This window comes from Streptomyces sp. NPDC046931 (genome assembly GCF_040644655.1).
In the GTDB taxonomy this organism is placed as follows: domain Bacteria; phylum Actinomycetota; class Actinomycetes; order Streptomycetales; family Streptomycetaceae; genus Streptomyces.
In genome coordinates, this window is the sequence record NZ_JBEYWX010000001.1 from 484,077 (window position 1) to 505,669 (window position 21,593).

At 70.4% G+C, this 21,593-nt stretch carries 22 protein-coding genes; 15 read left to right on the forward strand and 7 right to left on the reverse strand.

Going from position 1 to position 21,593, the window contains the following annotated elements; translation table 11 throughout:
- Nucleotides 1–56 precede the first annotated feature (56 nt).
- Entirely contained in the window at nucleotides 57–1,286 is a 1,230-nt protein-coding gene (gene ilvA, locus ABZ876_RS02180) for a threonine ammonia-lyase (protein WP_361772916.1), read from the reverse strand.
- A 170-nt stretch (nucleotides 1,287–1,456) separates the two neighbouring features.
- On the opposite strand from ilvA, the gene ABZ876_RS02185 reads away from it, so the two are divergent.
- The 3 genes from ABZ876_RS02185 (at nucleotide 1,457) to ABZ876_RS02195 (ending at nucleotide 2,959) form a co-directional block, all read left to right on the forward strand.
- Nucleotides 1,457–1,957, forward strand: coding sequence for a MarR family transcriptional regulator (locus tag ABZ876_RS02185; RefSeq protein ID WP_361772919.1), 501 nt, complete (start codon nucleotides 1,457–1,459; stop codon nucleotides 1,955–1,957).
- Nucleotides 1,958–2,171: 214 nt separating this feature from the next.
- Nucleotides 2,172–2,675 carry a sigma factor-like helix-turn-helix DNA-binding protein gene (locus ABZ876_RS02190; RefSeq protein WP_361772922.1) on the forward strand — a complete coding sequence of 168 codons (504 nt, stop codon included), beginning with the start codon at nucleotides 2,172–2,174 and terminating at the stop codon, nucleotides 2,673–2,675.
- A 35-nt stretch (nucleotides 2,676–2,710) separates the two neighbouring features.
- Nucleotides 2,711–2,959 (forward strand): hypothetical protein, encoded by a 249-nt coding sequence (locus tag ABZ876_RS02195; RefSeq protein WP_361773885.1) that lies wholly within the window; start codon nucleotides 2,711–2,713, stop codon nucleotides 2,957–2,959.
- Nucleotides 2,960–2,981: 22 nt separating this feature from the next.
- Here ABZ876_RS02195 and ABZ876_RS02200 read toward each other — a convergent pair whose 3' ends face one another.
- On the reverse strand, nucleotides 2,982–4,136 hold the full coding sequence (locus ABZ876_RS02200) for a cystathionine gamma-synthase (protein WP_361772925.1): 1,155 nt from the start codon (nucleotides 4,134–4,136) through the stop codon (nucleotides 2,982–2,984).
- A gap of 118 nt (nucleotides 4,137–4,254) precedes the next feature.
- On the opposite strand from ABZ876_RS02200, the gene ABZ876_RS02205 reads away from it, so the two are divergent.
- The 5 genes from ABZ876_RS02205 to ABZ876_RS02225 all read left to right on the forward strand — a co-directional run bounded on the left by ABZ876_RS02205 (nucleotide 4,255) and on the right by ABZ876_RS02225 (nucleotide 9,939).
- Entirely contained in the window at nucleotides 4,255–5,373 is a 1,119-nt protein-coding gene (locus ABZ876_RS02205; protein WP_361772928.1) for a hypothetical protein, read from the forward strand.
- A 77-nt stretch (nucleotides 5,374–5,450) separates the two neighbouring features.
- Nucleotides 5,451–6,161: a peptide-methionine (S)-S-oxide reductase MsrA gene (gene msrA / locus ABZ876_RS02210; RefSeq protein ID WP_361772930.1), complete on the forward strand. Its 711-nt coding sequence runs from the start codon at nucleotides 5,451–5,453 to the stop codon at nucleotides 6,159–6,161.
- A 521-nt stretch (nucleotides 6,162–6,682) separates the two neighbouring features.
- A complete protein-coding gene (locus ABZ876_RS02215; protein ID WP_361772933.1) occupies nucleotides 6,683–7,030 on the forward strand; it encodes a LuxR C-terminal-related transcriptional regulator in 348 nt (115 codons plus the stop codon).
- Between the two features lie 477 nt (nucleotides 7,031–7,507).
- Complete coding sequence (locus tag ABZ876_RS02220) at nucleotides 7,508–9,373, forward strand: FG-GAP-like repeat-containing protein (RefSeq protein ID WP_361772936.1); 1,866 nt, start codon at nucleotides 7,508–7,510, stop codon at nucleotides 9,371–9,373.
- Nucleotides 9,374–9,402: 29 nt separating this feature from the next.
- A complete protein-coding gene (locus ABZ876_RS02225; protein ID WP_361772939.1) occupies nucleotides 9,403–9,939 on the forward strand; it encodes a hypothetical protein in 537 nt (178 codons plus the stop codon).
- Between the two features lie 32 nt (nucleotides 9,940–9,971).
- Here the strand turns inward: ABZ876_RS02225 and ABZ876_RS02230 are convergent, their stop codons facing one another.
- A complete protein-coding gene (locus ABZ876_RS02230; RefSeq protein ID WP_361772942.1) occupies nucleotides 9,972–10,448 on the reverse strand; it encodes a DUF3515 family protein in 477 nt (158 codons plus the stop codon).
- Nucleotides 10,449–10,658: 210 nt separating this feature from the next.
- On the opposite strand from ABZ876_RS02230, the gene ABZ876_RS02235 reads away from it, so the two are divergent.
- The 6 genes from ABZ876_RS02235 to ABZ876_RS02260 all read left to right on the forward strand — a co-directional run bounded on the left by ABZ876_RS02235 (nucleotide 10,659) and on the right by ABZ876_RS02260 (nucleotide 15,086).
- Complete coding sequence (locus ABZ876_RS02235; protein WP_234513189.1) at nucleotides 10,659–11,174, forward strand: ricin-type beta-trefoil lectin domain protein; 516 nt, start codon at nucleotides 10,659–10,661, stop codon at nucleotides 11,172–11,174.
- Nucleotides 11,175–11,313: 139 nt separating this feature from the next.
- Complete coding sequence (locus tag ABZ876_RS02240) at nucleotides 11,314–12,528, forward strand: hypothetical protein (RefSeq protein WP_361772945.1); 1,215 nt, start codon at nucleotides 11,314–11,316, stop codon at nucleotides 12,526–12,528.
- Between the two features lie 99 nt (nucleotides 12,529–12,627).
- On the forward strand, nucleotides 12,628–13,104 hold the full coding sequence (locus ABZ876_RS02245) for a hypothetical protein (protein ID WP_361772948.1): 477 nt from the start codon (nucleotides 12,628–12,630) through the stop codon (nucleotides 13,102–13,104).
- Nucleotides 13,105–13,204: 100 nt separating this feature from the next.
- Nucleotides 13,205–13,798 (forward strand): TlpA disulfide reductase family protein, encoded by a 594-nt coding sequence (locus ABZ876_RS02250; RefSeq protein WP_361772951.1) that lies wholly within the window; start codon nucleotides 13,205–13,207, stop codon nucleotides 13,796–13,798.
- Nucleotides 13,799–14,168: 370 nt separating this feature from the next.
- The gene (locus tag ABZ876_RS02255; RefSeq protein ID WP_361772954.1) at nucleotides 14,169–14,342 is read left to right on the forward strand and encodes a hypothetical protein; all 174 of its coding nucleotides are present in this window, start codon (nucleotides 14,169–14,171) and stop codon (nucleotides 14,340–14,342) included.
- Nucleotides 14,343–14,366: 24 nt separating this feature from the next.
- Entirely contained in the window at nucleotides 14,367–15,086 is a 720-nt protein-coding gene (locus tag ABZ876_RS02260; RefSeq protein WP_361772957.1) for a DUF2637 domain-containing protein, read from the forward strand.
- A 145-nt stretch (nucleotides 15,087–15,231) separates the two neighbouring features.
- On the opposite strand, the gene ABZ876_RS02265 is transcribed toward ABZ876_RS02260, so the two are convergent.
- The 4 genes from ABZ876_RS02265 to ABZ876_RS02280 form a co-directional block, all read right to left on the reverse strand.
- On the reverse strand, nucleotides 15,232–16,380 hold the full coding sequence (locus ABZ876_RS02265) for a PP2C family protein-serine/threonine phosphatase (protein WP_361772960.1): 1,149 nt from the start codon (nucleotides 16,378–16,380) through the stop codon (nucleotides 15,232–15,234).
- A 380-nt stretch (nucleotides 16,381–16,760) separates the two neighbouring features.
- Entirely contained in the window at nucleotides 16,761–18,497 is a 1,737-nt protein-coding gene (locus ABZ876_RS02270) for a S8 family serine peptidase (RefSeq protein WP_361772963.1), read from the reverse strand.
- Between the two features lie 131 nt (nucleotides 18,498–18,628).
- Nucleotides 18,629–19,138 (reverse strand): hypothetical protein, encoded by a 510-nt coding sequence (locus ABZ876_RS02275; RefSeq protein WP_361772966.1) that lies wholly within the window; start codon nucleotides 19,136–19,138, stop codon nucleotides 18,629–18,631.
- A 245-nt stretch (nucleotides 19,139–19,383) separates the two neighbouring features.
- Nucleotides 19,384–20,424: an NAD(P)-dependent alcohol dehydrogenase gene (locus ABZ876_RS02280; RefSeq protein ID WP_361772969.1), complete on the reverse strand. Its 1,041-nt coding sequence runs from the start codon at nucleotides 20,422–20,424 to the stop codon at nucleotides 19,384–19,386.
- A 169-nt stretch (nucleotides 20,425–20,593) separates the two neighbouring features.
- On the opposite strand from ABZ876_RS02280, the gene ABZ876_RS02285 reads away from it, so the two are divergent.
- On the forward strand, nucleotides 20,594–21,517 hold the full coding sequence (locus ABZ876_RS02285) for a helix-turn-helix transcriptional regulator (protein WP_361772972.1): 924 nt from the start codon (nucleotides 20,594–20,596) through the stop codon (nucleotides 21,515–21,517).
- The last annotated feature ends 76 nt before the right edge of the window (nucleotides 21,518–21,593 follow it).

A 21,593-nucleotide genomic window follows, 5' to 3' on the forward strand; every position in this document is an offset into this window, starting at 1 on the left:
CCGGTGTCCTTCACGACGCTGTGGCCGTTCGGCCTGGTCCCGGTCTCCTCGGCGACTCAGTCGATGACCGTGTAGCCGGCGTCGCGCAGGGCGTGGCCGACCTCGGCGCAGTGCACGGGACCCTTCGTCTCCAGGTGCAGCTCCACCTCCGCCTCCGTGAGCCCCAGCCGTGGGTCGGTCCGTACGTGGCTGACATCGAGGACGTTGGCGTCCGCCGCCGACAGCACCCCGAGCAGCGAGGCCAGAACCCCCGGCCGGTCGGTCAGTCGCAGCCGGACGGCCAGGTAGCGGCCCTGCGCGGCCATGCCATGCCGCAGGATGCGCTGCATCAGCACCGGGTCGACGTTGCCGCCGGAGAGCACAGCGACCACCGGGCCCTCGAAGCCGTCCGGCTCGCTCAGCAGCGCCGCCACAGGGCTCGCGCCGGCCGGCTCGACGACCAGCTTGGCCCGCTCCAGGCAGAGCAGCAGCGCGGCGGACAGCGCGTCCTCGGACACCGTGCGGACCTCGTCGACCAGGTCTCGGACGATCCGGAACGGCACATCACCGGGCCGGCCCACCATGATGCCGTCGGCCATCGTGGCCGGGTTCCCCACCGACACCGGGCGCCCGGCCGCCAGCGAGGGCGGATACGCGGCCGCGCCCTCCGCCTGCACGCCCACCACCCGCACGTCCGGGCGCAGCGCCTTCACCGCGGTCGCGATGCCCGCGATCAGTCCTCCGCCGCCGATGCCGACGACGATCGTGCGCACCTCGGGGCACTGCTCCAGGATCTCGAGCCCGACCGTGCCCTGGCCCGCGACGATGTCGGGGTGGTCGAAGGGGTGGATGAACACCGCGCCGGTCTCGCACGCGTACTCCTGCGCCGCGGCCAGCGTCTCGTCCACCACCTGGCCGTGCAGCCGTACGTCCGCGCCGTACTCGCGGGTCGCGCTGATCTTCGGCAGCGCGGCGCCCTTCGGCATGAAGACCGTGGAGTGCACACCGAGCAGCGAGGACGCGAGGGCGACCCCCTGCGCATGGTTGCCGGCGCTCGCGGCGACGACGCCCGCCGCCCGCTCCTCGGGCAGCAGCCCCGCGATCCGCACATAGGCGCCGCGCAGCTTGAACGACCCCGTGCGCTGGAGGTTCTCGCACTTGAGGTGCACCGGCGCGCCGACCAGCTGGGACAGATGCCTGCTGCCCTCCATGGCGGTGACACGAGCCACCCCCGAGAGCATCTTCTGGGCGCCCCGGACGTCGTCCAGCGTCACCGTCGGCGAGGGATCGGCCGTGCTGTAGCTCATGACGACCAGTCTCGCAGTTCATCCCCGCGGGCAGCGGGTGTGACCAAGCCCTGGGACGGGTTTCCTCTGCGCAGGTACGGCTCGCGCCCGGGCCGCGTACCCTGTCCCCCAACCCAGCTCCCCACGCATGAAGTGAGCCCCCGGCCATGCCCACAACACCTGATACGTCGATGGACATGACGACCGTCGGTGACCCCGGTCTTCTGGACACGCTGCAGCACGAGGTCGCGGTGTTCGCCCGCCGCGCCGAACAGACGCGGCTCGGCGGGGTCGGGCAGGTGCGCAACTCCATGGACCGCGCCGCGTACCTGCTGCTCAACCGCCTCGACGACGAGGGCCCGATGGGCGTCAAGGCGCTCGCGGCGAGCATGGGCATCGACTCCTCGACGGTCACCCGGCAGGTGGCCCCGCTGGTCGACACCGGTCTCGTCAAGCGCACCTCGCATCCGGAGGACGGTCGCGCGGTGGTGCTCCAGCTCTCTCCGCGCGGGCTGTCCCGCCTGGAGGAAGTACGGTGCTCCAGGCGCCAGTTGATGGCCGAACTGACGCACGACTGGACGCCGCAGGAGCGCGAGTCGTTCTGCGCCCTCCTCACGCGGTTCAACGTCGCCCTCTCCGCCCGGCAGACCGCCCAGGGAGGCCCGGTGGCGGAGTCACAGCCGACCTCCTGAGCGCCCGGGGCGCGCCGTTCGTCCTCACGACGACACACGCGCGCGTACGGACGTGCCCCGGCTCTTGACCCGGGGGCGTGGCCGGTTTCATATGAGACCGGGTCCTGTCGTACGCGGTACGGCGCGCCGTTCACGCCCCCCGGTCGTGGGTGCGCGACCGCTGCCGCATGCGCCGGGTCCCGTTCCCTCAGGTCGCCCTCAGGCGGGAGGTGCGGTGCGAGAACGGCATGAGGCCCACGGCGCCCGCCGGGCCCGGGAGTTCGAGGCGTTCGTCGCGGGCGCGGCCGGGCGGCTGCTGCACGCCGCCACCCTGCTGACCGCCGAGGCCCCGGACGACAACCCGCGCGCGCGGCGCCTGCTGACCCTGGCTCTCGCCGAGACCTACGCCTCCTGGGACGGGCTGCGCGGCGAGGACCCCTACGACCGAGCCCGTCGCGGGCTGGCCACCCGCTTCGCGCACAGTGCGTGGCACCGGTACGGGCCGCTCGGACGGCACCGGCCGCACTCGGGGAGCGTCCTTGCGGGCCTGACACCCCAGGAGCGCCTGATCCTCGTCCTCCGGCTCTACGAGGGCGTCGCCGAGGAACAGACGGCGGCACTGCTGGGCCTGCCCGCCCAGCGCGTCCAGGCGATCTGTGCTCGGGCGACGGCGGCACTGCTGGACCCGCCGCAGGACCCGGCACCGACGGCGCTGGAGGCGAAGGTGGCTCCGTCGTGAGGCGCACGCCGGCGGGGACGGACCGGAGGGTGTCGATGAACCTGCCCCAGCGGGAGGCCGCCGCGCGGCGGCTGCTGGAGCGCACGCCGCCCCCGGTACCGCCCGGCCTCCACGCGGAGGTGGTCCGGCGCGGCAGCCGTATGCTGCGCCGCCGGGCCCTGGCACGCCGCGTGCTGTGGCTGGCGCTGCTCGCCGCCGCCGTCGCCTTCGCCGTCTGGGCGGTGATGGCCCGCCCCTGGGTGGAGCCGCCCTCGACGACGACTCCACCGATCAGCGACTGGTGAGACCAGGCCGCTCGGGGACGGCCTAGCCGAGGGCCTGCTGGAGGTCCTCCAGGAGGTCGTCGACGTTCTCGATGCCCACGGACAGGCGGACCAGGTCGCCGGGCACCTCCAGGGCCGAGCCGGCCGCGGACGCGTGCGTCATGCGGCCCGGGTGCTCGATCAGCGACTCGACGCCGCCGAGGGACTCACCGAGGGTGAACACCTGGGCACGGTTGCAGACCTCGACGGCCGCCTCCTCGCCGCCCTCGACCCGGAAGGAGACCATGCCGCCGAACGCCTTCATCTGCTTCGCGGCCACCTCGTGACCGGGGTGCTCCGGCAGGCCCGGGTAGAGCACACTCGTCACGCGCGCGTGCCGGGTGAGCATGTCGGCGATCTTCGTCGCGTTCTCGCTGTGCCGGTCCATGCGGACGGCGAGCGTCTTGGTGCCGCGCAGCACCAGCCAGGAGTCGAAGGGTCCGGCGACCGCGCCCATGGCGTTCTGGTGGTAGGCCAGTTCCTCGCCCAGCTCCTGGTCCTTCACGATCAGCGCACCGCCGACGACGTCGGAGTGGCCGCCCATGTACTTGGTCAGGGAGTGCACGACGACGTCCGCGCCGAGCGCCAGCGGCTGCTGCAGGTAGGGGGTGGCGAATGTGTTGTCGACGACGAGCCGGGCGCCCGCGTCACGGGCGATCTGGGCGACCGCGGTGATGTCGGTGATGCCGAGCAGCGGGTTGGAGGGGGTCTCCACCCACACGACCTTGGTCTTCGGGGTGAGGGCGGCTCGTACGGCGGACGGATCGCTGGTGTCGGCGACCGACCATTCCACGCCCCACCGGGAGACCACCTTGGCGAAGAGGCGGAACGTGCCGCCGTACGCGTCGTTCGGGATGACCACGTGGTCGCCGGGGCGGAGCAGCGTACGCAACAGGCAGTCCTCGGCCGCCAGTCCGGACGCGAACGCGAGGCCGCGGCGGCCGCCCTCCAGGGCGGCGAGGTTCTCCTCCAGGGCGGTCCTGGTGGGGTTGGCGCTGCGGCTGTACTCGTAGCCGCCGCGCAGGCCGCCGACACCGTCCTGCTTGTAGGTGGAGACCTGGTAGATCGGCGGGACGACCGCACCGGTGAGGGGGTCGGCGGTGTTCCCCGCGTGGATCGCGCGGGTCTCGAAGTGTTCGCTGATGTGCCTGTCACTCATGTACACCGAGGGTAGTGTGCCCGCCGCCGGGATGAGGGGCCGCACGGCCGAAGGCTGTTTTCCACAGGTCCGGCGACCGGGTTGGCACGGTGTCGGACCCGTCTGGTTCGCTTGACCCATGGTGATTCTCTGGGTCCTGATGGCGCTGGCCCTCTTCAGCATGGTTCTGCTGCCCGTCCTCATGCGCAGGCGCTCGGGTATCCAGCAGGTCGCTCCCGGCGACCCGGACGCCGCGGACCCGGCGAACTACGGCTTCGTGCGCCAGGAGGAGCTGGACGTCCGGATGCCCGGACCGGACCAGGATCTGCTGGACGTCCTGGACGTGGTGCAGCGCACCCAGGACCACCGGGCGGCCGCGCAGCTCCTGGCCGGCACGGAGACGGAAGGCGAGACACGCTGGCAGCGTGTACAGGCCTTTGCGGGAGCCGCGTCGCTGGAGCTCCGGCAGCGGCCCGGCGGGGTGAGCGAAACCCCGGGCGGCCAGTGGCTGCGGGTGTGGCGCGCCGAGGCCCCGAAGGACCCGGGCGGCGCGGCGGTGCACGCGGAGTTCCTGGTGCAGCAGGCGTGGCGCACCTCGACACCGGGGACGGACGAGTTCCGGATCATCATGGAGGAGGCGAGATCGGCCTGCGCGGAGGCGGCGCTGCTCGCCCCCGGTGACCCCGTCCCGTACATCGTCGAGCTGTCGGTCGCCCGCGGACTGGCCTACCCGCAGCCGGAGTTCGAGCAGCTGTGGCTGAAGATCCTGGACCGCGCGCCCGCCCACATGGGAGCGCACCTGGCGGCCCTGCACTACTGGTGCGAGAAGTGGCACGGCTCGCGGCAGCTGGCGTACTCCTTCGCGGAGGCGGCCGCGGCGCGTGCGCCCCACGGCTCACTGCTCGCCGCGATGCCCCTCTTCGCGGTCTTCGAGCACCTGCCCGAGGTGAACCTGGTCAGCAGCTTCTACCGGAGCGAGGTCGTGACGAAGGCGGTCCACGGCGCGCTCTACGCGGTCCAGTCCGCCCGCCCCGACGACCCGATGCTCGCGCACGTCCGCCACCTCCTGGTGTTCTTCCTCGTCCGCGGCGAACGCTGGGCGGAGGCGATGGCCCAGCTGGTCCACGTGGACGGCCACGTGGGCGCGCTCCCCTGGACGCTGACCGGCGACCCGGCCGCGGACTACGCGGTGTACCGAGCCCTGGCCGTTGCGGGGTACGAGGCGAACGGGGGAAGCCCGGCGACGCTGCCCCACTGAGGCCGGGCCCGGAATTCCCGGGTCGACGCGCACGTTGAGGTACACGGATCCCACCCCCGTGGCCCAGTGGAGACCGCATGTTCCTGCACAGCCGTACGCCCCAGCTGCCGACCCCCGAGCAGGCCCTGCGCGGTCGTCCGGAGCCGGCCTTCGCGGTCCCCGAGCGGCACACGGTGCTGGGCACCCCGCTCCTCGGCCCCTACCCCGAGGGGCTGGAGATCGCCGACTTCGGCCTGGGCTGTTTCTGGGGCGCCGAGCGCAAGTTCTGGCAGCTGCCCTCGGGCGTCCACACCACGCTGGTCGGCTACCAGGGCGGTTACACCCAGAACCCGACCTACGAGGAGGTCTGCTCGGGCCTGACGGGCCACACGGAGGCGGTCCGCGTGGTCTACGACCCGAACAAGATCTCCTACAACCGACTGCTCCAGGTCTTCTGGGAGTCCCACAACCCCACGCAGGGCTTCCGCCAGGGCAACGACGTCGGCACGCAGTACCGCTCGGCGATCCACACCCACTCCCCCGCCCAGCAGGCCGCCGCCGAGGCCTCCCGCGAGGCCTACCAGAAGGTCCTCACGGCCTCCGGCTACGGCACCATCACCACGGAACTGCTCCCGGCACAGGGCCGCGACTTCTACCCGGCCGAGGCATATCACCAGCAATACCTGGACAAGAACCCGGCGGGCTACTGCGGGCTCGGTGGGACGGGGGTCCTGCTGGGTGACCCGTTCGAGACGAACTGGGGGGCCTCGTGCCCCACGGGGCTCACTCCGGCCCCGACGGTCGACTGACCGCCGGCATTCGTCGTTCGCCTGCTGACCGGGCGGGCCGCAGATGGCCACGGCGGGTGCCGAAGCCCTCAGGGCCCTGGCACCCGCCGTGGTTCAGCCGGATCGGTCCGCGTCAGCGTTCACGCGGCTCATGGGCTCCCGTGGTGTGGGTACGCGCGGTTCACGGTCTGCTGGACGCTGTCGCCCGCGGCGTCCGTGGCGGTGACCCGCAGGGTCACATACGCGTCGCCGTGCACGCTCGACGGCGGCCATGCGCCCCATGGTGCGATTGCTCACAGTGTTCCCCTCGTTGCTTCCCTGCGGCCGCCAAGCGGCCTAGGAACGCGAACACTTGAGGGACACCGTCTCTTCAGGCAACGCACCGACAGACCCCTCACCTTTGGGCAACGCCCCAGTCGCTTGGGGAAGTTGGGGAGGGTTAAAAGCGTGAGCGACGAGTTACGGACGGGTAGGTTGGTGTTCGGTCACAGCCAACCAGACCACGGGGGTCTGCTGGAACGCTGCGACCAGGAAGGGCCGACATGTCCAAACGGTCCGACGCCGGAGACACGACCTGCCCCTACCGGCGCACCGGGTACAGCCCCGAGCCCCGCGTCTGGCGGCTGGAGAGCCTGACCGCAAGAGAAAAAGAGGTTTTCCTGCTGCTGGGAACCGGGCAGGGCAACCGTGAGCTCGCACGGGTACTGGGGATCGCAGAACGCACGGTGAAGGCGCACATCGCAAACATCGTGGCAAAGCTGGGAGAGCGGACACGCACACAGGCCGCGATCGTCTCCGCCCTGGCCCACGGATCACTGTGCACCGACCCGATGTGCTCGCGGCGCCTCGGCCAAATCCCAAGACAGTGGCGCGCGCCGTCTGTCGCGTGAGGCGGTGAACAACCACCTCCACTGACCCGACGCCCTGCCGACACGCCGGATCCGGGCCGGTGCCACCGTGATCGCATCACCGGCCCGGAACCGGCACTGCCGCCCCCGCTGCACGAACCTGCCGGGACGAGGGACCGGCCCACGCCGGGAAGGGCGGCCGGGGCGACGTACTGCCTGTACGCGACGACGTTCAACCGGTGGATCACCACGGCGAGGCGTGCCCGCCGGCGGAGCCCGGCTTCCACGCGACGGCCTTCTCTGTCCGCCCAAGCCTTCGTCAGGCCCGACGAAGCCACGGATTCCACGTGGCGATCAGCGGTTTCGTCTCGTCGGCCTTCGTCTCGGCAGCACGCTCTTCGCGCTGCTTCCCACTGCGCCGCCTGACGGGGATGGGGCGGAGTCCTGGCCGTTGAGCCGGCCAGCGTGCCCATACAGCCCCGGCAGCATTCCAAGTGCGCCATACACATTGAGGAACACATGCGTTTCACCCACATACGCAAGCTACTGACGTCAGCCGGTGTGCTCGTTCTGGCGACTGCCACGCCCGCCACCGCCCACACCCCCCATCCGGTCGCCACCGCGCACGCATCGGTCACGGCCGCCGCTGCCACCCGCACCGCGCCGTCAGTGCCCTCGGCAGAGGGTGCGGGCACGGCCGGCCAGTGGACGAGTGAAGCGGCCGAGAGGTTCTGGACACCCCAGCGGATGGCCGCAGCCACGCCGGACTCCCCCCGCTCCGAGGCGCCCGCCGGCTGGAAGCCCTCATCCCTGTCAGGCCGGGCTGCCGCCAAGAACGGCCACTACTTCGCGGGTGTCCCCACCGTGGGCACCTTCTTCCACTACGTCAGGGACCCCGCCACCGACAGACTGGTGGGGCGCTTCTGCTCGGCCGGCGTCGTAGACAGCCCGCAGGGCAACGTCATCCTGACCGCCGCTCACTGCTCGGGGGGCACCAAGGGCATGTTCGTGCCCCGCTACGACGGCGCGTCGAAGAAGCCGGCCCCCTACGGCCGTTTCCCGGTACAGAAGTGGGTTCGCGACTCCCGCTGGTACCGCGCGGGAAAGGAACCCACCCGGGACGCCTACTCCGACTTCGACTACGCCTTCGCCCGGGTCGGCACCAACAGCCGCCGCCAGAGCGTGCAAAAGGCCGTCGGCGCCGCTCTCAAGCTCGGCCAGGTGGGCGGCCGCTACCACCAGACGGTGACCGTCGTCGGCTATCCGGGAAGCCACAACCCGAAGAACCGTCCGATCATCTGCCCCGGCGTCGCGACCCGGCAGCTTCCCGGCTACCGGCAGATGCGCATGGAGTGCGGCGGCTTCTACGGCGGCACCTCCGGAAGCCCCTGGATCACCGGCCTGAACAGCAGGACCGGCAGCGGAACCGTGATCGGCAACCTCGGCGGCTACTACGGCGGCGGCCTGGAGAACAACAGCGACCGCATCTCCTTCGCCGTCACGTACGACAAGCGGGCTCTCGAGATCTACGACGCCGCGAAGAGCAACCGCGACCCGCGCCAGTACCCGCGCGGTTACAGCATGTACCCCACCGGCGGAGGCCTGTGGACCCACGCCAGGAAGATGGCCTCGGGTGACTACACCAGCGACGGCAGGACCGACATGATCGTGGTCTGGTCCGATGGCGAGGTCACCCTCTACATCGGAAACGGCCACGGCGGATTCTCCGGCGAGAAGAGGATCACGAAGTCCTCCACCTGGAAGGACGCCATGGTCGTCACCGGCGGAGACTTCAGCGGCAACGACGCCTCCGACCTCATCGTGGTCTGGGTGGACGGCGAGGTCACCCTCTACACCGGCAGCGGCCACGGCGACTTCGCCAAGGAAACCCAGCTTCAAAAGCCCAACAAGACCTGGAAGAACGCCACCCAGATCACCGCCGGACGGTACAGCTCCAACAAGTGGACCGACGACGTCATGGTCCGCTGGGTCGACGGGGAAGTGTCCCTCTACACCGACGTCGACGGCCGCGGCTTCCTCCACGAGCACAAGCTCAAGGACCCCAACAAGACCTGGACGCACGCCACCATCCTTGCCGCCGGCAACTTCACCGGCGGCGCCAACTGGGACGTGATAGTGCGCTGGTCGGACGGCGAACTCTCCCTCTACCGCGACGCCGGCGCCTCCGGCGTCGGAACGGAGACCCAGCTGAAGTCCTCTAACAAGCTGTGGACCCACGCCTCCGTCATGACAGCGGGCTCCTACACCCAGGGGCAGCCCAACGACCTCCTCGTGCGCTGGTCGGACGGCGAAACCACCCTCTACACCGACACCACCACCACCCTCGGCCGTGAACACATGCTCGTCGCGCCCAAGGCCGGCTAACCCCCTCCCAGGAAGGCGAGGTACCCGCGATGTACCTGCGCACAGCAGCAGCCACCCTCACCGCGACGATCATCGGCCTTACGAGCTCCCACGCAGCCTTTGCGGCGGACGGTCCGGGCCTGAGCGTCAGCGTCCGCGAAAACGACAGCGACAGCGACGGGGGCGGTCCTCTTCAGCAGGGCGCACCCATCGTGGTCACCTCCGACGTAGACCTGACCTCCCTGGCCGCGGACGGAAACGGCAGCTTCACCGTGAAGTCCCCTGCGTTCACCAAGGCCGTCACCGTCGAGTTGCTCAAGAACAGTTTCGGGCAGGGCAACGGCACCATCCGCTGCGACATCAAGGCGGGAAGCTACCCCGTCGACATCGCCGGGCACCACGACGGACTGACCGGCGGCCAGGGGCACCTGACCATCACCGTCAAGAGCGACGACCACCGGTACTGCACGCAGGCGGCCGGCTCTTCCGGCAACACCGGCACCGTTGCCGCCGTCGGGGGAGGCGTGGCACTCCTCGCCGCCGCCGGGTACACCGTCGCGCGACGCCGGAGGACCAAGGGCGCCTGAGGGCGGCCGGGCCCGCACGGGCCCGGCGCCGGTCACTGTGCGTCCAGGCAATGGGCGGACTTCGGCACCCCCGCCACCAGATGCGACAGTTCCACGATCGCCTCGTCCGCCCGCACTTCACGAGCGCGGATCGCGACCTGGGTCGCCGGCGTACGGCCGAACGTCACAATGACCTTCCGGTCCGGCGTCGACTGCCGCTCGTCGATCACCCAGTCCACCCCGTTCGCCTCGAAACACGGATCCTTCGTCGCCCCCGGTGAGTTGACACCACAGCGCAGGATCACCCGCTGGCTGCCCCACACCACCACACCCTCGAGAGCCACAGACCGGCGCTCTTCGCCTGCCAGCAGGCCAGGCGCGTTTCGAGTGACCTCCCGGCAGTGCGTGTCCCCCGCGCCCGCGGCAGCCGTGAGACCCCGCGCCGGATCGTCCAGCAGATGGGTCGTCACCGCTCCCCCCACGGCCAGAACGACAATGCCGGAGACCGCAACCAAGGCCAGACGGCTCAAACGCGTCATGAATGAAAGTCGTCTTCCCCGTGAGTGAGACAAATACTCGGGCCACCGTAGGCCACCGAATCCGACGGCCACACACCGGGTGTACCGACCCTCCCTCTTGGCTGATGCCCCATTGGACAACTCCCCAACGGACGTAGCGGGTATCTCGGTTCGCGTTTACGTTCGAGGCGCACCATGTTGATCAAACGGGGAGGAAAACCAATGCGTAAGACAGCCGGATCACTGCTGCTCGCAGCCGTCGCGGCCGGAACGGTGACCGGGCTCACCGCACCGGCGGCCAGTGCCGCGCCCCAGGCCAGGGACCCCTACGCCCACACCCGCCTGGAACGCGTCTGGGCGCCTGGTCACATCTGCCTCTCAATGGGCGGCAGCACCAAGAACAACGCCCAGGTCACCGTGGGCAAGTGTTCAAGGACCGACAAGACGCAGCGCTGGACCCTCCACCGGCTCTACAAGAACCAGTCGCTGTTCACCATCAAGAACGACAAGTCGGGCAAGTGCCTGAACGTCGACAACAAGAGCCGCATCGTCCAGTACACCTGCCATTCCGGCTGGAAGGCGCAGCGCTGGATGCTGGGCGGTTCGCAGATCTGGAGCCAGGCCCGCAACGGCAAGGTCATCGCATCGAACTCCACGAAGGCGGGCTCGCACCCCTACCTGGAGAAGTCCGGAGACTCGAACGCGGCCCGCGGACGCCAGGAGTGGGGCCTGTCCTGACCCCGTCCGGGGTGCGGCTTCCGGGGATGTGGACACCCTGCGTAACGCCCGGAAGCCGCACCCGGCTCGCCACCAGGCCTCCAACACCGCCCCGCCGACAGGCACGTTGGGGCCGCCGCTCGATCCAAGGAGTCGTTTCTTGAACGTCACACGCACACTGGGACGCTGGAGCGCGGCAGCCGCGCTTCCCGTCGCCCTTCTCGCCACCACGGTGGCCAACGACGGATCCGTCGCCGCAGCCGCCCCTGCGCCGAAGGAGGCCGCGTTCGTCCTCAACTCCACCACCGGCAGCTTCATCACCGGCAAGACCGCCCTCGCCTCCGGCGGTGTGCACACGGTGAAGAGCTACACCGGTCAGGCCACCGACAGCCAGATCCTCGCTGCCGGCTCACAGCACGTGATCGCCGACGTCACCCTCGCCCACTCGCCCAACCAGGCCGAGCGCGCCGCCTGGGCCGCCTCCTCCAAGTTCGTCGACCTGTCGTGGCCCGACCTCGGCGCCAAGACCTACACCGTCATCCGTGACGGCAAGGTGATCGCCACGACCTCCGGACACAGCCTCCGCGACACTGCGATCACTCCAGGCTCCGAGCCCTCCTACCAGATCAGCGGTGACGCAAAGGGCCTCGGACACACCTGGGGCCTGAACGTCACCGTCCCCACCGGCGACACCTCCACGGCGCTCGCCCAGACCGCCCAGAAGGTCGAGGCCAAAGCCAAGAAGTACACCAAGACCGTGGTGACCTGGCGGTCCTTCATCCGGCAGAGCTGGGTGACCGTCCCCAGCTACATCAGCAAGGTCGCCGGCTGCAAGTACGGCAGCGCCTACAAGTACAAGGGCGACGGCCGCGGCTTCTCCAAGGCCGTCTCCGGCACCTCCTTCCGCGCCGGTGTCCGCGGCGTCGTGTACTGGACGAAGTCGTCCTACGACCTCTTCCCCGAGACCGGCTGGACGAAGGTCTACAACAAGAAGGGGAAGCTGATCGACAAGCGGAAGGCGTCGACCAAGAAGATCGACTTCCGCACCATGACCCGGTTCGACGGCAAGACCCGTGCCGTCCACGGGCAGATCGAAGCCACCGACCCGTTCTGCCCCAAGTCGGGCGTCCGCCGCGCCGGCATCGGCGTCTTCTACGACGCCCGGCTCGCCCGCAACGGCGACTTCTACGTGTCCGGTAAGGCCCGCCCCGCCCCGGACCACGAGATGTACCTCTTCGGCTACACCAGCGGCAACAAGCACTCCGCCAAGACCGTCTACCAGCACAAGATGAGCACCAAGAAGTTCAGCGGCCTGGAGTGCCTCTTCGCCCGCGCCTGCGAACCGAGCACCATCTCGAACAACGGCGGTTACTAGCAGGCCCTTTGGGCCGGGTGCCCCTGGCGGCGGTCTCCCGCGGTGAGGGTGGGATGATGGTCCTGCCGCCGGCCCTGACAGGGGCTCGAAAGGAGCGCCATGATGTTCACTCCCTGGCGTAGCGCCCTTGCCTACGCCGCATGGGTCACCCTGATCTCATGGCTCACCGGCGCCGTGGTACTGACCGCGGAATCGCTCGCCTTCGGGGACAACCTCGGGCCCACCGGCTCCGAGCCGCTCATGTGGTGCAGGGACCAGGCCGTCTTCCTGGTCACCTGCACCACACTGCTCACCCTGAGCCGCCGCCTGCTTTCCCCGCTGCCGCGCTGGAGGACCGTCCTCGCCGACGGAAGCCTCTACATGCTGGCCCTCGGCATCGCCGGCGCCGCCCCCTACGGCAGCGTCAGCCCGGGAGAACTCCTGGACGCGGCGGCCCTGTACTCCTTCTTCGGCCTGTTCACGCTCCAGCTCCCCACCGCCTGGTGCCTGTCCGCCTGGCGGTCCGGCAAGCTCGACGCCGTGCTGAAGAAGCGCTACACGATCGACGACGAAGAGCAGGCGACCCCAGCCATGTGAACACCGTCCCACCGGCCCTGCCGGCGCCCGCCGGCGGCCGGGCGGGCCGGTTCACCGCCCCCCTCTCCTCGCAACCAGGAAGGGTCGCTTCCTCACCCCCATGAAACCCACCAAAGCCGCAGCCCTCGCCCTGGCTCTCCTGATGCTCTCAGGCTGCGCGAGCGCCCATCTCGACGACGGCCAAGCTCCCCACACGCTGCACACGTACGCCCCCGCCGACCGCAAGGCGATGCCCGACCTGACGGGCACGGCGATCGACGGCCGCCCGATCGCCGTACACGACTACCGGGGCAACGTGCTCGTCATCAACACCTGGGCCTCTTGGTGTGGCCCCTGCCGCGCCGAAGCCTCCGACCTCTCCGCCGTCCACACCGCCTTCCACTCACGCGGCGTGAGGGTCATGGGCGTCGACGCCGACGCCTCCCGAGAAGTCGGAGCATCCTTCGCCCGCCGGCACAAGGTCGTCTACCGCAGCCTCCACGACCCGAGGTCCGTCGAACTCCTGCGCATCCCCAAAGGCCTCGTCAATCCGCAGGCGTACCCCTACACGCTCGTCGTCGACCGCCAGGGCAGGATCGCGGCGGCCCGCATGGGCCAGATCAGCCGCTCCGAACTGACCGCCCTGATCGAGCCGTTGCTGGGATCACCGTCCCGGCCGACTGCCGGCCGGACAGGCATGTCCCGAACCGGGTGAGCCTCGGGCGCTGGTGAAGGCTCCGGGAGGCGATGCCCCCGGCCGCCCTCATCGAGGTACATCAGCACGTCACGATCGGGCATTCGAAGGCACCTCCTCTCCCGTATCCGCGTCGCTCGCCCGCCGCGCACACCGGTGCAGAGTGCCCCTCCACCAGTTCAAGGCGTCGGGCGGTCCGGCGGCAACCCGGCAAAGCGCGGCGCCGGCCGGGAGCGGGGTCAGGAAATGCTATTCACTGAAATATATGGTTGGACGCCTATGGGGAATTAGGCCGAGCGGGTACTGTCATCCGACTGGAGGAACGTTTTTTCATGGATTCATTCCCCCGAATGCCGGATAGCTTGGGCCGGTTGGCGCTCGTTAGGTGATCGTGACTTGGAACGAACCGGAAGATCAGACCCTCGCCGGAACCGGAGCCGTGTGGCACGACTCGGCGAGTGGCGACCTGCGCGTCAAGGGTTGTTCAGACCTTCTTGAAGACTTCCTCAAGAAGGTCGGTCAGATGGAAAGTGAGTACCTGCGCGCTTTCAATGGATCGGCCTGAGCGAGGGCGCGGAGGAGCTAGAGAATGGACAGGCTTCAAGGCGAGCCGAGCCTCTACGACATTCAGTTCGCGCTGAGAACGGATTACGACGGGCTGGGACAGCCTTCCTACGACGTCGACCCCCTCGACGCGCATCCCGTCTGGAGCGCCCCCGGCCCCGGCATCGCGCCGAACGGCTGGGATCCGGACGAGGAACTGGCCCAGATGCTGTCCACCGTGACCGCCACGGATCCCGCTCCGGCCACCCTGGACGGGCAGCATCGCCACCGGGGCGAGCGGCGGCGGCCCCGCCCGGCGCCCCATGTGCTCGACAGCGGCCAGCCGGTCACTCCGATCACCATCCTGGTCGCCACCATCGCCGCCTGTTCGGTGGCCATGCTGGGGTGGTCCACCGCGTATTCCTACAGTCAGCTGCGCGCCATCGCCTCGACGGTTCTTCCCTCGCCCCTGGCGCAGTGGTGGCCGCTGACGGTGTACGGGCCGTGGTTCGTCGCGGCCCTGTCCATTCTGCGCGCAGCCCTGTCGCACCGAACCGCCCGGCGGTCCTGGGGGGTCATCCTCCTCGCCTCCGCCACCGCGGTGGCTCTGTGCGTCAGCCATTCAGCGCATTCCACGCTCTCGATGGTGATCGTCGGAATTCCGCCGATCACCGCCCTGGTGTGTTTTCGGGAACTGGTCGGCCAGGTGTCGTCCAAATACCGCCCGCGGCATGCCGCTCACGGCAAGGAGCAGTCCGGCGGCTGAACCTAATACATGAGCACCGCGCCGGATTCCTCGCCCGCCGCATGTCCTGCCTCGACGGCGGGCGGGGGATCCGGCGCGGTGGCCGTGTCCGGACCAGTGCCCCGGCAGGCGATGTTCGCCCGGGTGAACATCGCCTGCCGGGGCACTAGCGAGGGGCGTCTACCGGGCCGGCCGAAGGCTCGGCCCGGAGGCGGAACGCCGCCAGGGCGGCGGTGTCGTCGTCCAGGCTGCCGCCGCTGAAGGCCATCAGGTCCTGGTGCAGATGGGCGAGGAGGTTCTGGGGCGGCACGGGGTCCCACGATCGGACGCGCTCCAGGAGCGGGTAGAAGGCTCCGCCGGAATCGCGGGTCTCGGTTACTCCGTCGGTGTACAGCAGCAGTTGGTCGCCGGGGTGGAAGGGCGACACGTCCACGTGGTAGCCGTCCCCGGCCATGACACCGATGTTGATGGGCGGCGAGGGATCGGTCGGCTCCAGCTCGGTGACCCCTCCGGGGCCGATGTGCAGGGGCGGCGGATGACCGCAGTTGACCAGCCGGACCACCGGCTCCTGGTCGGGAATCTCGGCGAACACCGCGGTCACGAAGCGTTCCGCCGCTTCGCTCTCGTTGCCCTCGAGTTGCTCGGCCATACGGGTCATACTCCGCTCGACCCGGCGCGCCACCCCGGCCAGATCGGGTTCGTCGTGGGCGGCCTCACGGAACGCGCCGAGCATCGTCGCGGCCGTTTCCACCGCGACCAGGCCCTTGCCCCGCACATCGCCGATGAGCAGGCGGACTCCGTACGCCGTGGAGACGGCTTCGTAGAGGTCGCCGCCGATGCGCGCCTCCGCGGCGGCGGAGAGGTAGAGGGTCTCGATGGAGACCCGGCCGAGACGTCGGGGCACCGGGCGCAGTAACACCCGCTGCGCGGTCTCGGCGACAGAGCGCACGGTGGCGAGGGTGCGCTGCCGGCGCACCCGGCTGGCGGCCAGGATCGTGCCGAGGATGCCGACGAGCCCGGTGGAGATGTAACTGGCCACGTAGTGGCGCTCCCCGATGTACCCCACGGAGCGTCCCGCACAGCACGGGGTGCCGGCCAGAAGGGCTTCGAACCCGACGGCGAAGACCGTGACGGCGGCGACGACGGCGGGACCGTGGGAGAAGGCGGCGATCACGGGGAGGGCGATGAGCAGGAAGCTCACCGGCCACTGCACGGGAGTGATGGGTTCGAGGATCAGGAGCCCCGCCACGTAGAAGGCCGGCAGCCAGCGCACCCATACGGGCTGTGCGGGCACGTGCAGGCCCGTGCTGCTCACCCGCGCCAGCCTGCGGCTCTCGCTCCGGTGGCGGCCGGGCCACCTCATGGCGCGCTCCGGCGGACGTGGCTCGGCACCGGCGGCCCTTCGGACACGGGCGGGCGCAGAGTGGGGTGGCCCGGGTCCTGACGGACGTCCCGGCGGATCCGCTCACACGGCCTGTGCACGAGTACTCCTGGCAGGGCTTGGTCACCGGCGTGGGGTGGCCGGGGGCGGCGAGTCCGGGCGGCGGGAGGCGGGTACGGCGGCCGCCGCAGGCTCGGGGGGCCTGTGACCGTACCAGCGCATCCGCCCCGGCGGTGCCCGGACACGCTGCGGCAGGACGGACGGCACCCGCCCCGAGGGGCGGGTGCCGTCCGTCCTGCCGCAGCGGGACGTGGCTAGCCGGCCAGGGACGCGGCGTAGGGCGGCAGGCCGGAGGCGAGCTGCACCCCCGGGGTCAGACCGAGGGCGACGAGGGCGTCGGGCAGACCACGCCCGACGTGTGCCGCCTCGGCCGTGCCCGGCGCCGCCAGCGGACGGCAGCTGGCGGCGATGATCTCGAACAGGTGCTGGACCCGGCCGGGTCCGCGGGGCAGCAGCTGGCCGTGGAAGTCCTCGTGGTGGGCGAGCACGAGGGCGGCCAGGCCCACGACGTGCGCCGAGGCCGCGCCGGTGCCGTCGAGGGCCGTGTATCCGCCCCGCGGCGCGCACGACAGGACGGCCACTCCGGGGGCGGCCGCGTCGACTCCGGGGCCGTAACAGCTGAACGACGCGGCGAACAGACCTTCGGGGGTCAGCTGTGGTCCGCAGTGCGTGGCCTGGGAGGTGCCCTGGGGGTACGAGCCGAAGGCCCCGAGCGCGCCCACGGCGAACACGGTGGGCAGCGAGCCCGGGAAGGCGACCGGCCCGCCGGAGTCGCCCGCCGGGGCGACGCAGGCGATACCCGCCGCGGTGGCGTCGGCAAGCTTGCGGGAGACCAGGGCCGACGGGTACGGGGCCGTCACGGCGATGTGGGCGATGTCGGCCTCACGCTCGATGCAATGGTCCAGGGCGGCGATCAGATCGCTGAACCGTCCGTCGGGCATCACCTGGCAGACCTCGATCTCGGCGTCCACCGCGATACCGATGACGCCCTTGCCGGTGTCCGCGCCCGCGATGATGCCCGCCGCGTGGGTGCCGGTGCCCACCCTGTCCTGGGCCCAGCCCCCCTCCTCGCCGCGGACGAAGTCGACGCCGGACCGCACCCTTTGCTTCAGGTCGGGATGCTCGGCGCTGACGCCCGAGCCGATGAGCGCGATCCTGACGCCGAAGGCGCGGAAGGTGGGGGGCAGCCGGTCCAGCCGCATGGCCTGCTGGCCCCAGCCGTACTGCTGCCGCGTCTCCAGCTCGGGATAGACCTGGGCCAGCGGGGTGAGGGTGACGAGGTTCTCCTTGGTCGCCGACAGGTCGGGGCGCGGGATCCAGCGGTCCGTGTACCCGCCCTGCGGCCGGACGTAGAGGGACTGGACGGACTGGGCGGTCTCCGTGGCCAGCGTCAGGGTGACCGTGCCGTCGGCGCCGGTGATGCCCTGGGCGGGCCAGGCCGCGCCGATCAGGAACACGCCGGCGTCGGCCAGTGGTTCGCCGTCCGGGCCGCAGACGCGCAACGTGATGTCCGTCGGCTGGTCCAGTGGCATGATCAGGCCCGGGTCGCGCAGGGCCGGATTCGCCGCGGCCGATGCGGTGGCGGGTCCGGCTCCGGCCAGCGGCAGGTCCGGCTCGATGTGCACATGCAGCGACCGCAGCGTCGGCACCTGGGCCTCCGTCGTCTCGATCACCACCACCTCCGGGCAGGAGGGGGGCATCCCGGCCGACTGGAGCCGCTGCGATGGCCGGAGTCTGCGGACCACCTCGACCTCGGGCATCCGCTCCAGCTGGCCGCACAGCGCGTCCATGCCGGGTTCGGGGACCCCCGGCGGCAACAGCTGCTGCGGCATCGGTGTGACCATGTACCGCTGTCGGCGCGGGCGCACCGACAGCGCGGAGTGCGCGTCCTTCCTGCGGGTCCCGCTCTGGCTGCCCTCGGGTCCCGGCCCGCCGGCTCCCACGCCCTCGGCCCCGCTCCCGCGGTTGTTTCCGGGCCTTTCCTTGACCATTGCGTCCACCTTCACCACGCCTACGTCGTCCTTGTGCTTCTGATCCGGCGACGGGCGGCCTGCGCTTCCACGGTGATGCGGTGTACCCGGGCACCGTTCCCGGGCACACCGCATCGCGCGCCGCCCTGGGGTCAGCCGATACCGAAGGGCTGACTCAGCATCTGGCCGAAGCCGAGGCCGGGCTGCTGCTGGTACTGCGGGAACGGCTGGCCGAACGACTGCTGGCCGAACGGCTGCTGGCCGAACGACTGCTGGCCGCCGCCCGGGCCCCATGGCGTCTGCTGCGTGCCCTGCTGGCTCTGCTGGAGCAGCGTCACGATGGCGAGCGGGAGGGCCTGCTGCACCGACTGCTCCACCGCCTGCCGGATGCCCGTGTGCAGCGAGTGGTGCAGCGCCATGGCGAGGTACGGGTGGGCCTGATGGGCCATGCCCTGCTGCTGGAGTTGCTGCTGGACCTGCTGGATCTGCTGAAGCGTGTGCTGTGTGCGCTGCGCGACCTGCTGGCTCGCCTGCTGACACGCCTGCTGGATGGCCTGCTGGACGATCTGTGCGATCTGGGCCTGGGGGCCGCCGATCTGCTGGCCGTACTGCTGCCCGTACTGCGACTGTATGGGCTGCTGGGTACCGGTCATCACCGACATGAATGCTCCATTCGATGGCACCACTAGGAAAGCCGACATAAGGGTGTATGTGGGCTTTGTCGGGAGAATCCGACGCCCTGAAGCTACGGTCGCACCGCCCCGGCCGCAATCGGATGTCCGCCTCCGGCAGGGCCGTGGCGCGGGGGCCGACGGCACCGTCGGCAGCCGCCGCCATCGGCCGGCGGACAGCGGAAAACGCCGTGAGGCGGCCCAACGGGCCGCCTCACGGCGCGGTCGGCGGATGCTCAGATGGTCGCCGCGTCGATCACGAAGCGGTACCGCACATCGCTGTTCAGCACCCGCTCGTACGCGTCGTTGATCTCGGACGCGCCGATCAGCTCGATCTCGGCGCCGATGCCGTGCTCCGCACAGAAGTCCAGCATCTCCTGGGTCTCGCGGATGCCGCCGATGCCGGAGCCGGCCAGGGTCTTGCGGCCGGAGATCACCGAGAACAGATTGAGCGAGATGGGCTCTTCGGGTGCGCCCACGTTCACCAGCGCGCCGTCCGTCCTCAGCAGCGACAGGAACGCGCCGAAGTCCAGCGGCGCCGACACGGTCGAGACGATCAGGTCGAACGTGCCGCGGAGCTCCTCGAAGGTCTTCGGGTCGCTGGTGGCGTAGTAGTGGTCGGCGCCCAGCTTCAGCCCGTCGTCCTTCTTGCGCAGGGACTGGGAGAGCACGGTCACCTCGGCGCCCATCGCGTGGGCGAGCTTGACGGCCATATGGCCGAGACCGCCCAGGCCGACGACCGCGACCTTCCTGCCGGGACCGGCGTTCCAGTGCCGGAGCGGGGAGTACGTGGTGATGCCGGCGCACAGCAACGGCGCGGCCACGTCGAGGGAGAGCCCGTCGGGGATACGGACGGTGTAGTTCTCGTCGACGACGATCTTCTCGGAGTAGCCGCCGTAGGTGGGCTCGCCGTTCTTGTCGAGGGCGTTGTACGTGCCGGTCATGCCCTTGAGGCAGTACTGCTCGAGACCCGCCGTGCAGTTCTCGCACTCGCGGCAGGAGTCGACCATACAGCCGACGCCCACACGGTCCCCGGCCTTGAACTTGGTCACGCCGGAACCGACCTCGCGGACCACGCCCGCGATCTCGTGGCCCGGGACCATCGGGAAGATCGCCTCGCCCCAGCCCTCACGGGCCTGGTGGATGTCCGAGTGGCAGATGCCGGCGAACTTGATGTCGATCAGGACGTCGAACTCGCCGACCTCGCGGCGCTCGATGGTGGTGCGCTCGAGCGGCGCCTTGGCGGCGGGTGCGGCGTACGCAGCAACGGTGGTCATGCCGGAGATCACTCCTTGGAGGTCGCGTGCCCGGCTGCCTTCTGCCGGGCACGACGTCCAGCCTCCCTGCCGGCAGGGCTTCCACCCAGGCCACGGCTCTGCCTACGTTCGCCGGTCCTACCACTGGCGGGGTCAGGCTCACACGCGTACGACCGGGAATACTGGACGCATGGACGAACAGCCCGACTCCGTGCAGGCGCCCGCCGTGGGCGCCGGTCAGGGCCTGGACCGGCGCGCCGAGCTCAGCGAGTTCCTGCGCAGCCGGCGGGCCCGGCTCAAGCCCGAGGACGTGGGGCTGCCGCACTTCGGACGGCACCGGCGTGTGCCGGGGCTGCGGCGCGAGGAGCTGGCGCAGCTGGCCGGGGTGTCCGTGGCGTACTACACGCGTCTGGAGCAGGGCAACGGACGCAATGTGTCCGCGGAGGTACTCGACGCGATCGCCCGGGCGCTGCGCCTGTCCGACGCGGAGCACGCGCATCTGACGCATCTCGCCAAGCCGAAGGCGCACAAGAAGAAGCCGTCGGCGCGCTCGCAGCACGTACGCGCGTCGCTGCGCCAGCTGCTGGACTCCTTCGACGGCGTCCCGGCGTACCTCGTGGGGCGGCGTGCCGAGATCCTCGCATGGAACCGGATGGCCGCGGCCGTCTTCGGGGACTGGGGCGAGATGCCGCAGCAGGAGCGGAACTGGGCGCGGATGGCGTTCCTGCGGACCGAGTACCACGACCTGTTCGTGGACTGGGAGCAGAAGGCGATCGACATCGTGCGCCAGCTGCGGTACGAGGCGGGGTGCCACCCGGACGATCCCCGGCTGTCGGCGCTGGTCGGGGAGCTGTCGGTGAAGAGCGAGGAGTTCCGGCGGCTGTGGGCGACGCACGACGTCAAGGAGAAGAGCCACGGGCTGAAGCTGCTACGGCATCCGCTGGTGGGTGAACTGGCTTTGCAGTTCGAGTCGTTCAGGGTCCCCGACGACAGTGAGCTGGCGCTGGTGACGTACCACGCCGAGCCGGGCTCCGGGTCGGCGGAGGCGCTGCGGCTGCTGGCGAGCTGGGGCACGGACGCGACCCGCGCGGGCACCACGGCACACCGCCCCTGACCCCGCCCCGCCTCACGGGGCCGCCCCGGACCGGGAACGGCCCGCCGGAAGAAGTGCTTCCGGCGGACCGTCCGTC

Bases quoted from the DNA above. Each gene is read 5' to 3' on its own strand.
- ABZ876_RS02275 (WP_361772966.1), bottom strand. From the start codon at position 19,138: ATGTCGGTGATGACCGGTACCCAGCAGCCCATACAGTCGCAGTACGGG.
- ABZ876_RS02215 (WP_361772933.1), top strand. From the start codon at position 6,683: ATGTCCAAACGGTCCGACGCCGGAGACACGACCTGCCCCTACCGGCGC.
- ABZ876_RS02235 (WP_234513189.1), top strand. From the start codon at position 10,659: ATGCGTAAGACAGCCGGATCACTGCTGCTCGCAGCCGTCGCGGCCGGA.
- ABZ876_RS02195 (WP_361773885.1), top strand. From the start codon at position 2,711: ATGAACCTGCCCCAGCGGGAGGCCGCCGCGCGGCGGCTGCTGGAGCGC.
- ABZ876_RS02270 (WP_361772963.1), bottom strand. From the start codon at position 18,497: ATGGTCAAGGAAAGGCCCGGAAACAACCGCGGGAGCGGGGCCGAGGGC.
- ABZ876_RS02225 (WP_361772939.1), top strand. From the start codon at position 9,403: ATGTACCTGCGCACAGCAGCAGCCACCCTCACCGCGACGATCATCGGC.
- ABZ876_RS02245 (WP_361772948.1), top strand. From the start codon at position 12,628: ATGATGTTCACTCCCTGGCGTAGCGCCCTTGCCTACGCCGCATGGGTC.
- ABZ876_RS02185 (WP_361772919.1), top strand. From the start codon at position 1,457: ATGGACATGACGACCGTCGGTGACCCCGGTCTTCTGGACACGCTGCAG.
- ABZ876_RS02220 (WP_361772936.1), top strand. From the start codon at position 7,508: ATGCGTTTCACCCACATACGCAAGCTACTGACGTCAGCCGGTGTGCTC.
- ABZ876_RS02250 (WP_361772951.1), top strand. From the start codon at position 13,205: ATGAAACCCACCAAAGCCGCAGCCCTCGCCCTGGCTCTCCTGATGCTC.
- ABZ876_RS02280 (WP_361772969.1), bottom strand. From the start codon at position 20,424: ATGACCACCGTTGCTGCGTACGCCGCACCCGCCGCCAAGGCGCCGCTC.
- ABZ876_RS02200 (WP_361772925.1), bottom strand. From the start codon at position 4,136: ATGAGTGACAGGCACATCAGCGAACACTTCGAGACCCGCGCGATCCAC.
- msrA (WP_361772930.1), top strand. From the start codon at position 5,451: ATGTTCCTGCACAGCCGTACGCCCCAGCTGCCGACCCCCGAGCAGGCC.
- ilvA (WP_361772916.1), bottom strand. From the start codon at position 1,286: ATGAGCTACAGCACGGCCGATCCCTCGCCGACGGTGACGCTGGACGAC.
- ABZ876_RS02260 (WP_361772957.1), top strand. From the start codon at position 14,367: ATGGACAGGCTTCAAGGCGAGCCGAGCCTCTACGACATTCAGTTCGCG.
- ABZ876_RS02285 (WP_361772972.1), top strand. From the start codon at position 20,594: ATGGACGAACAGCCCGACTCCGTGCAGGCGCCCGCCGTGGGCGCCGGT.
- ABZ876_RS02205 (WP_361772928.1), top strand. From the start codon at position 4,255: ATGGTGATTCTCTGGGTCCTGATGGCGCTGGCCCTCTTCAGCATGGTT.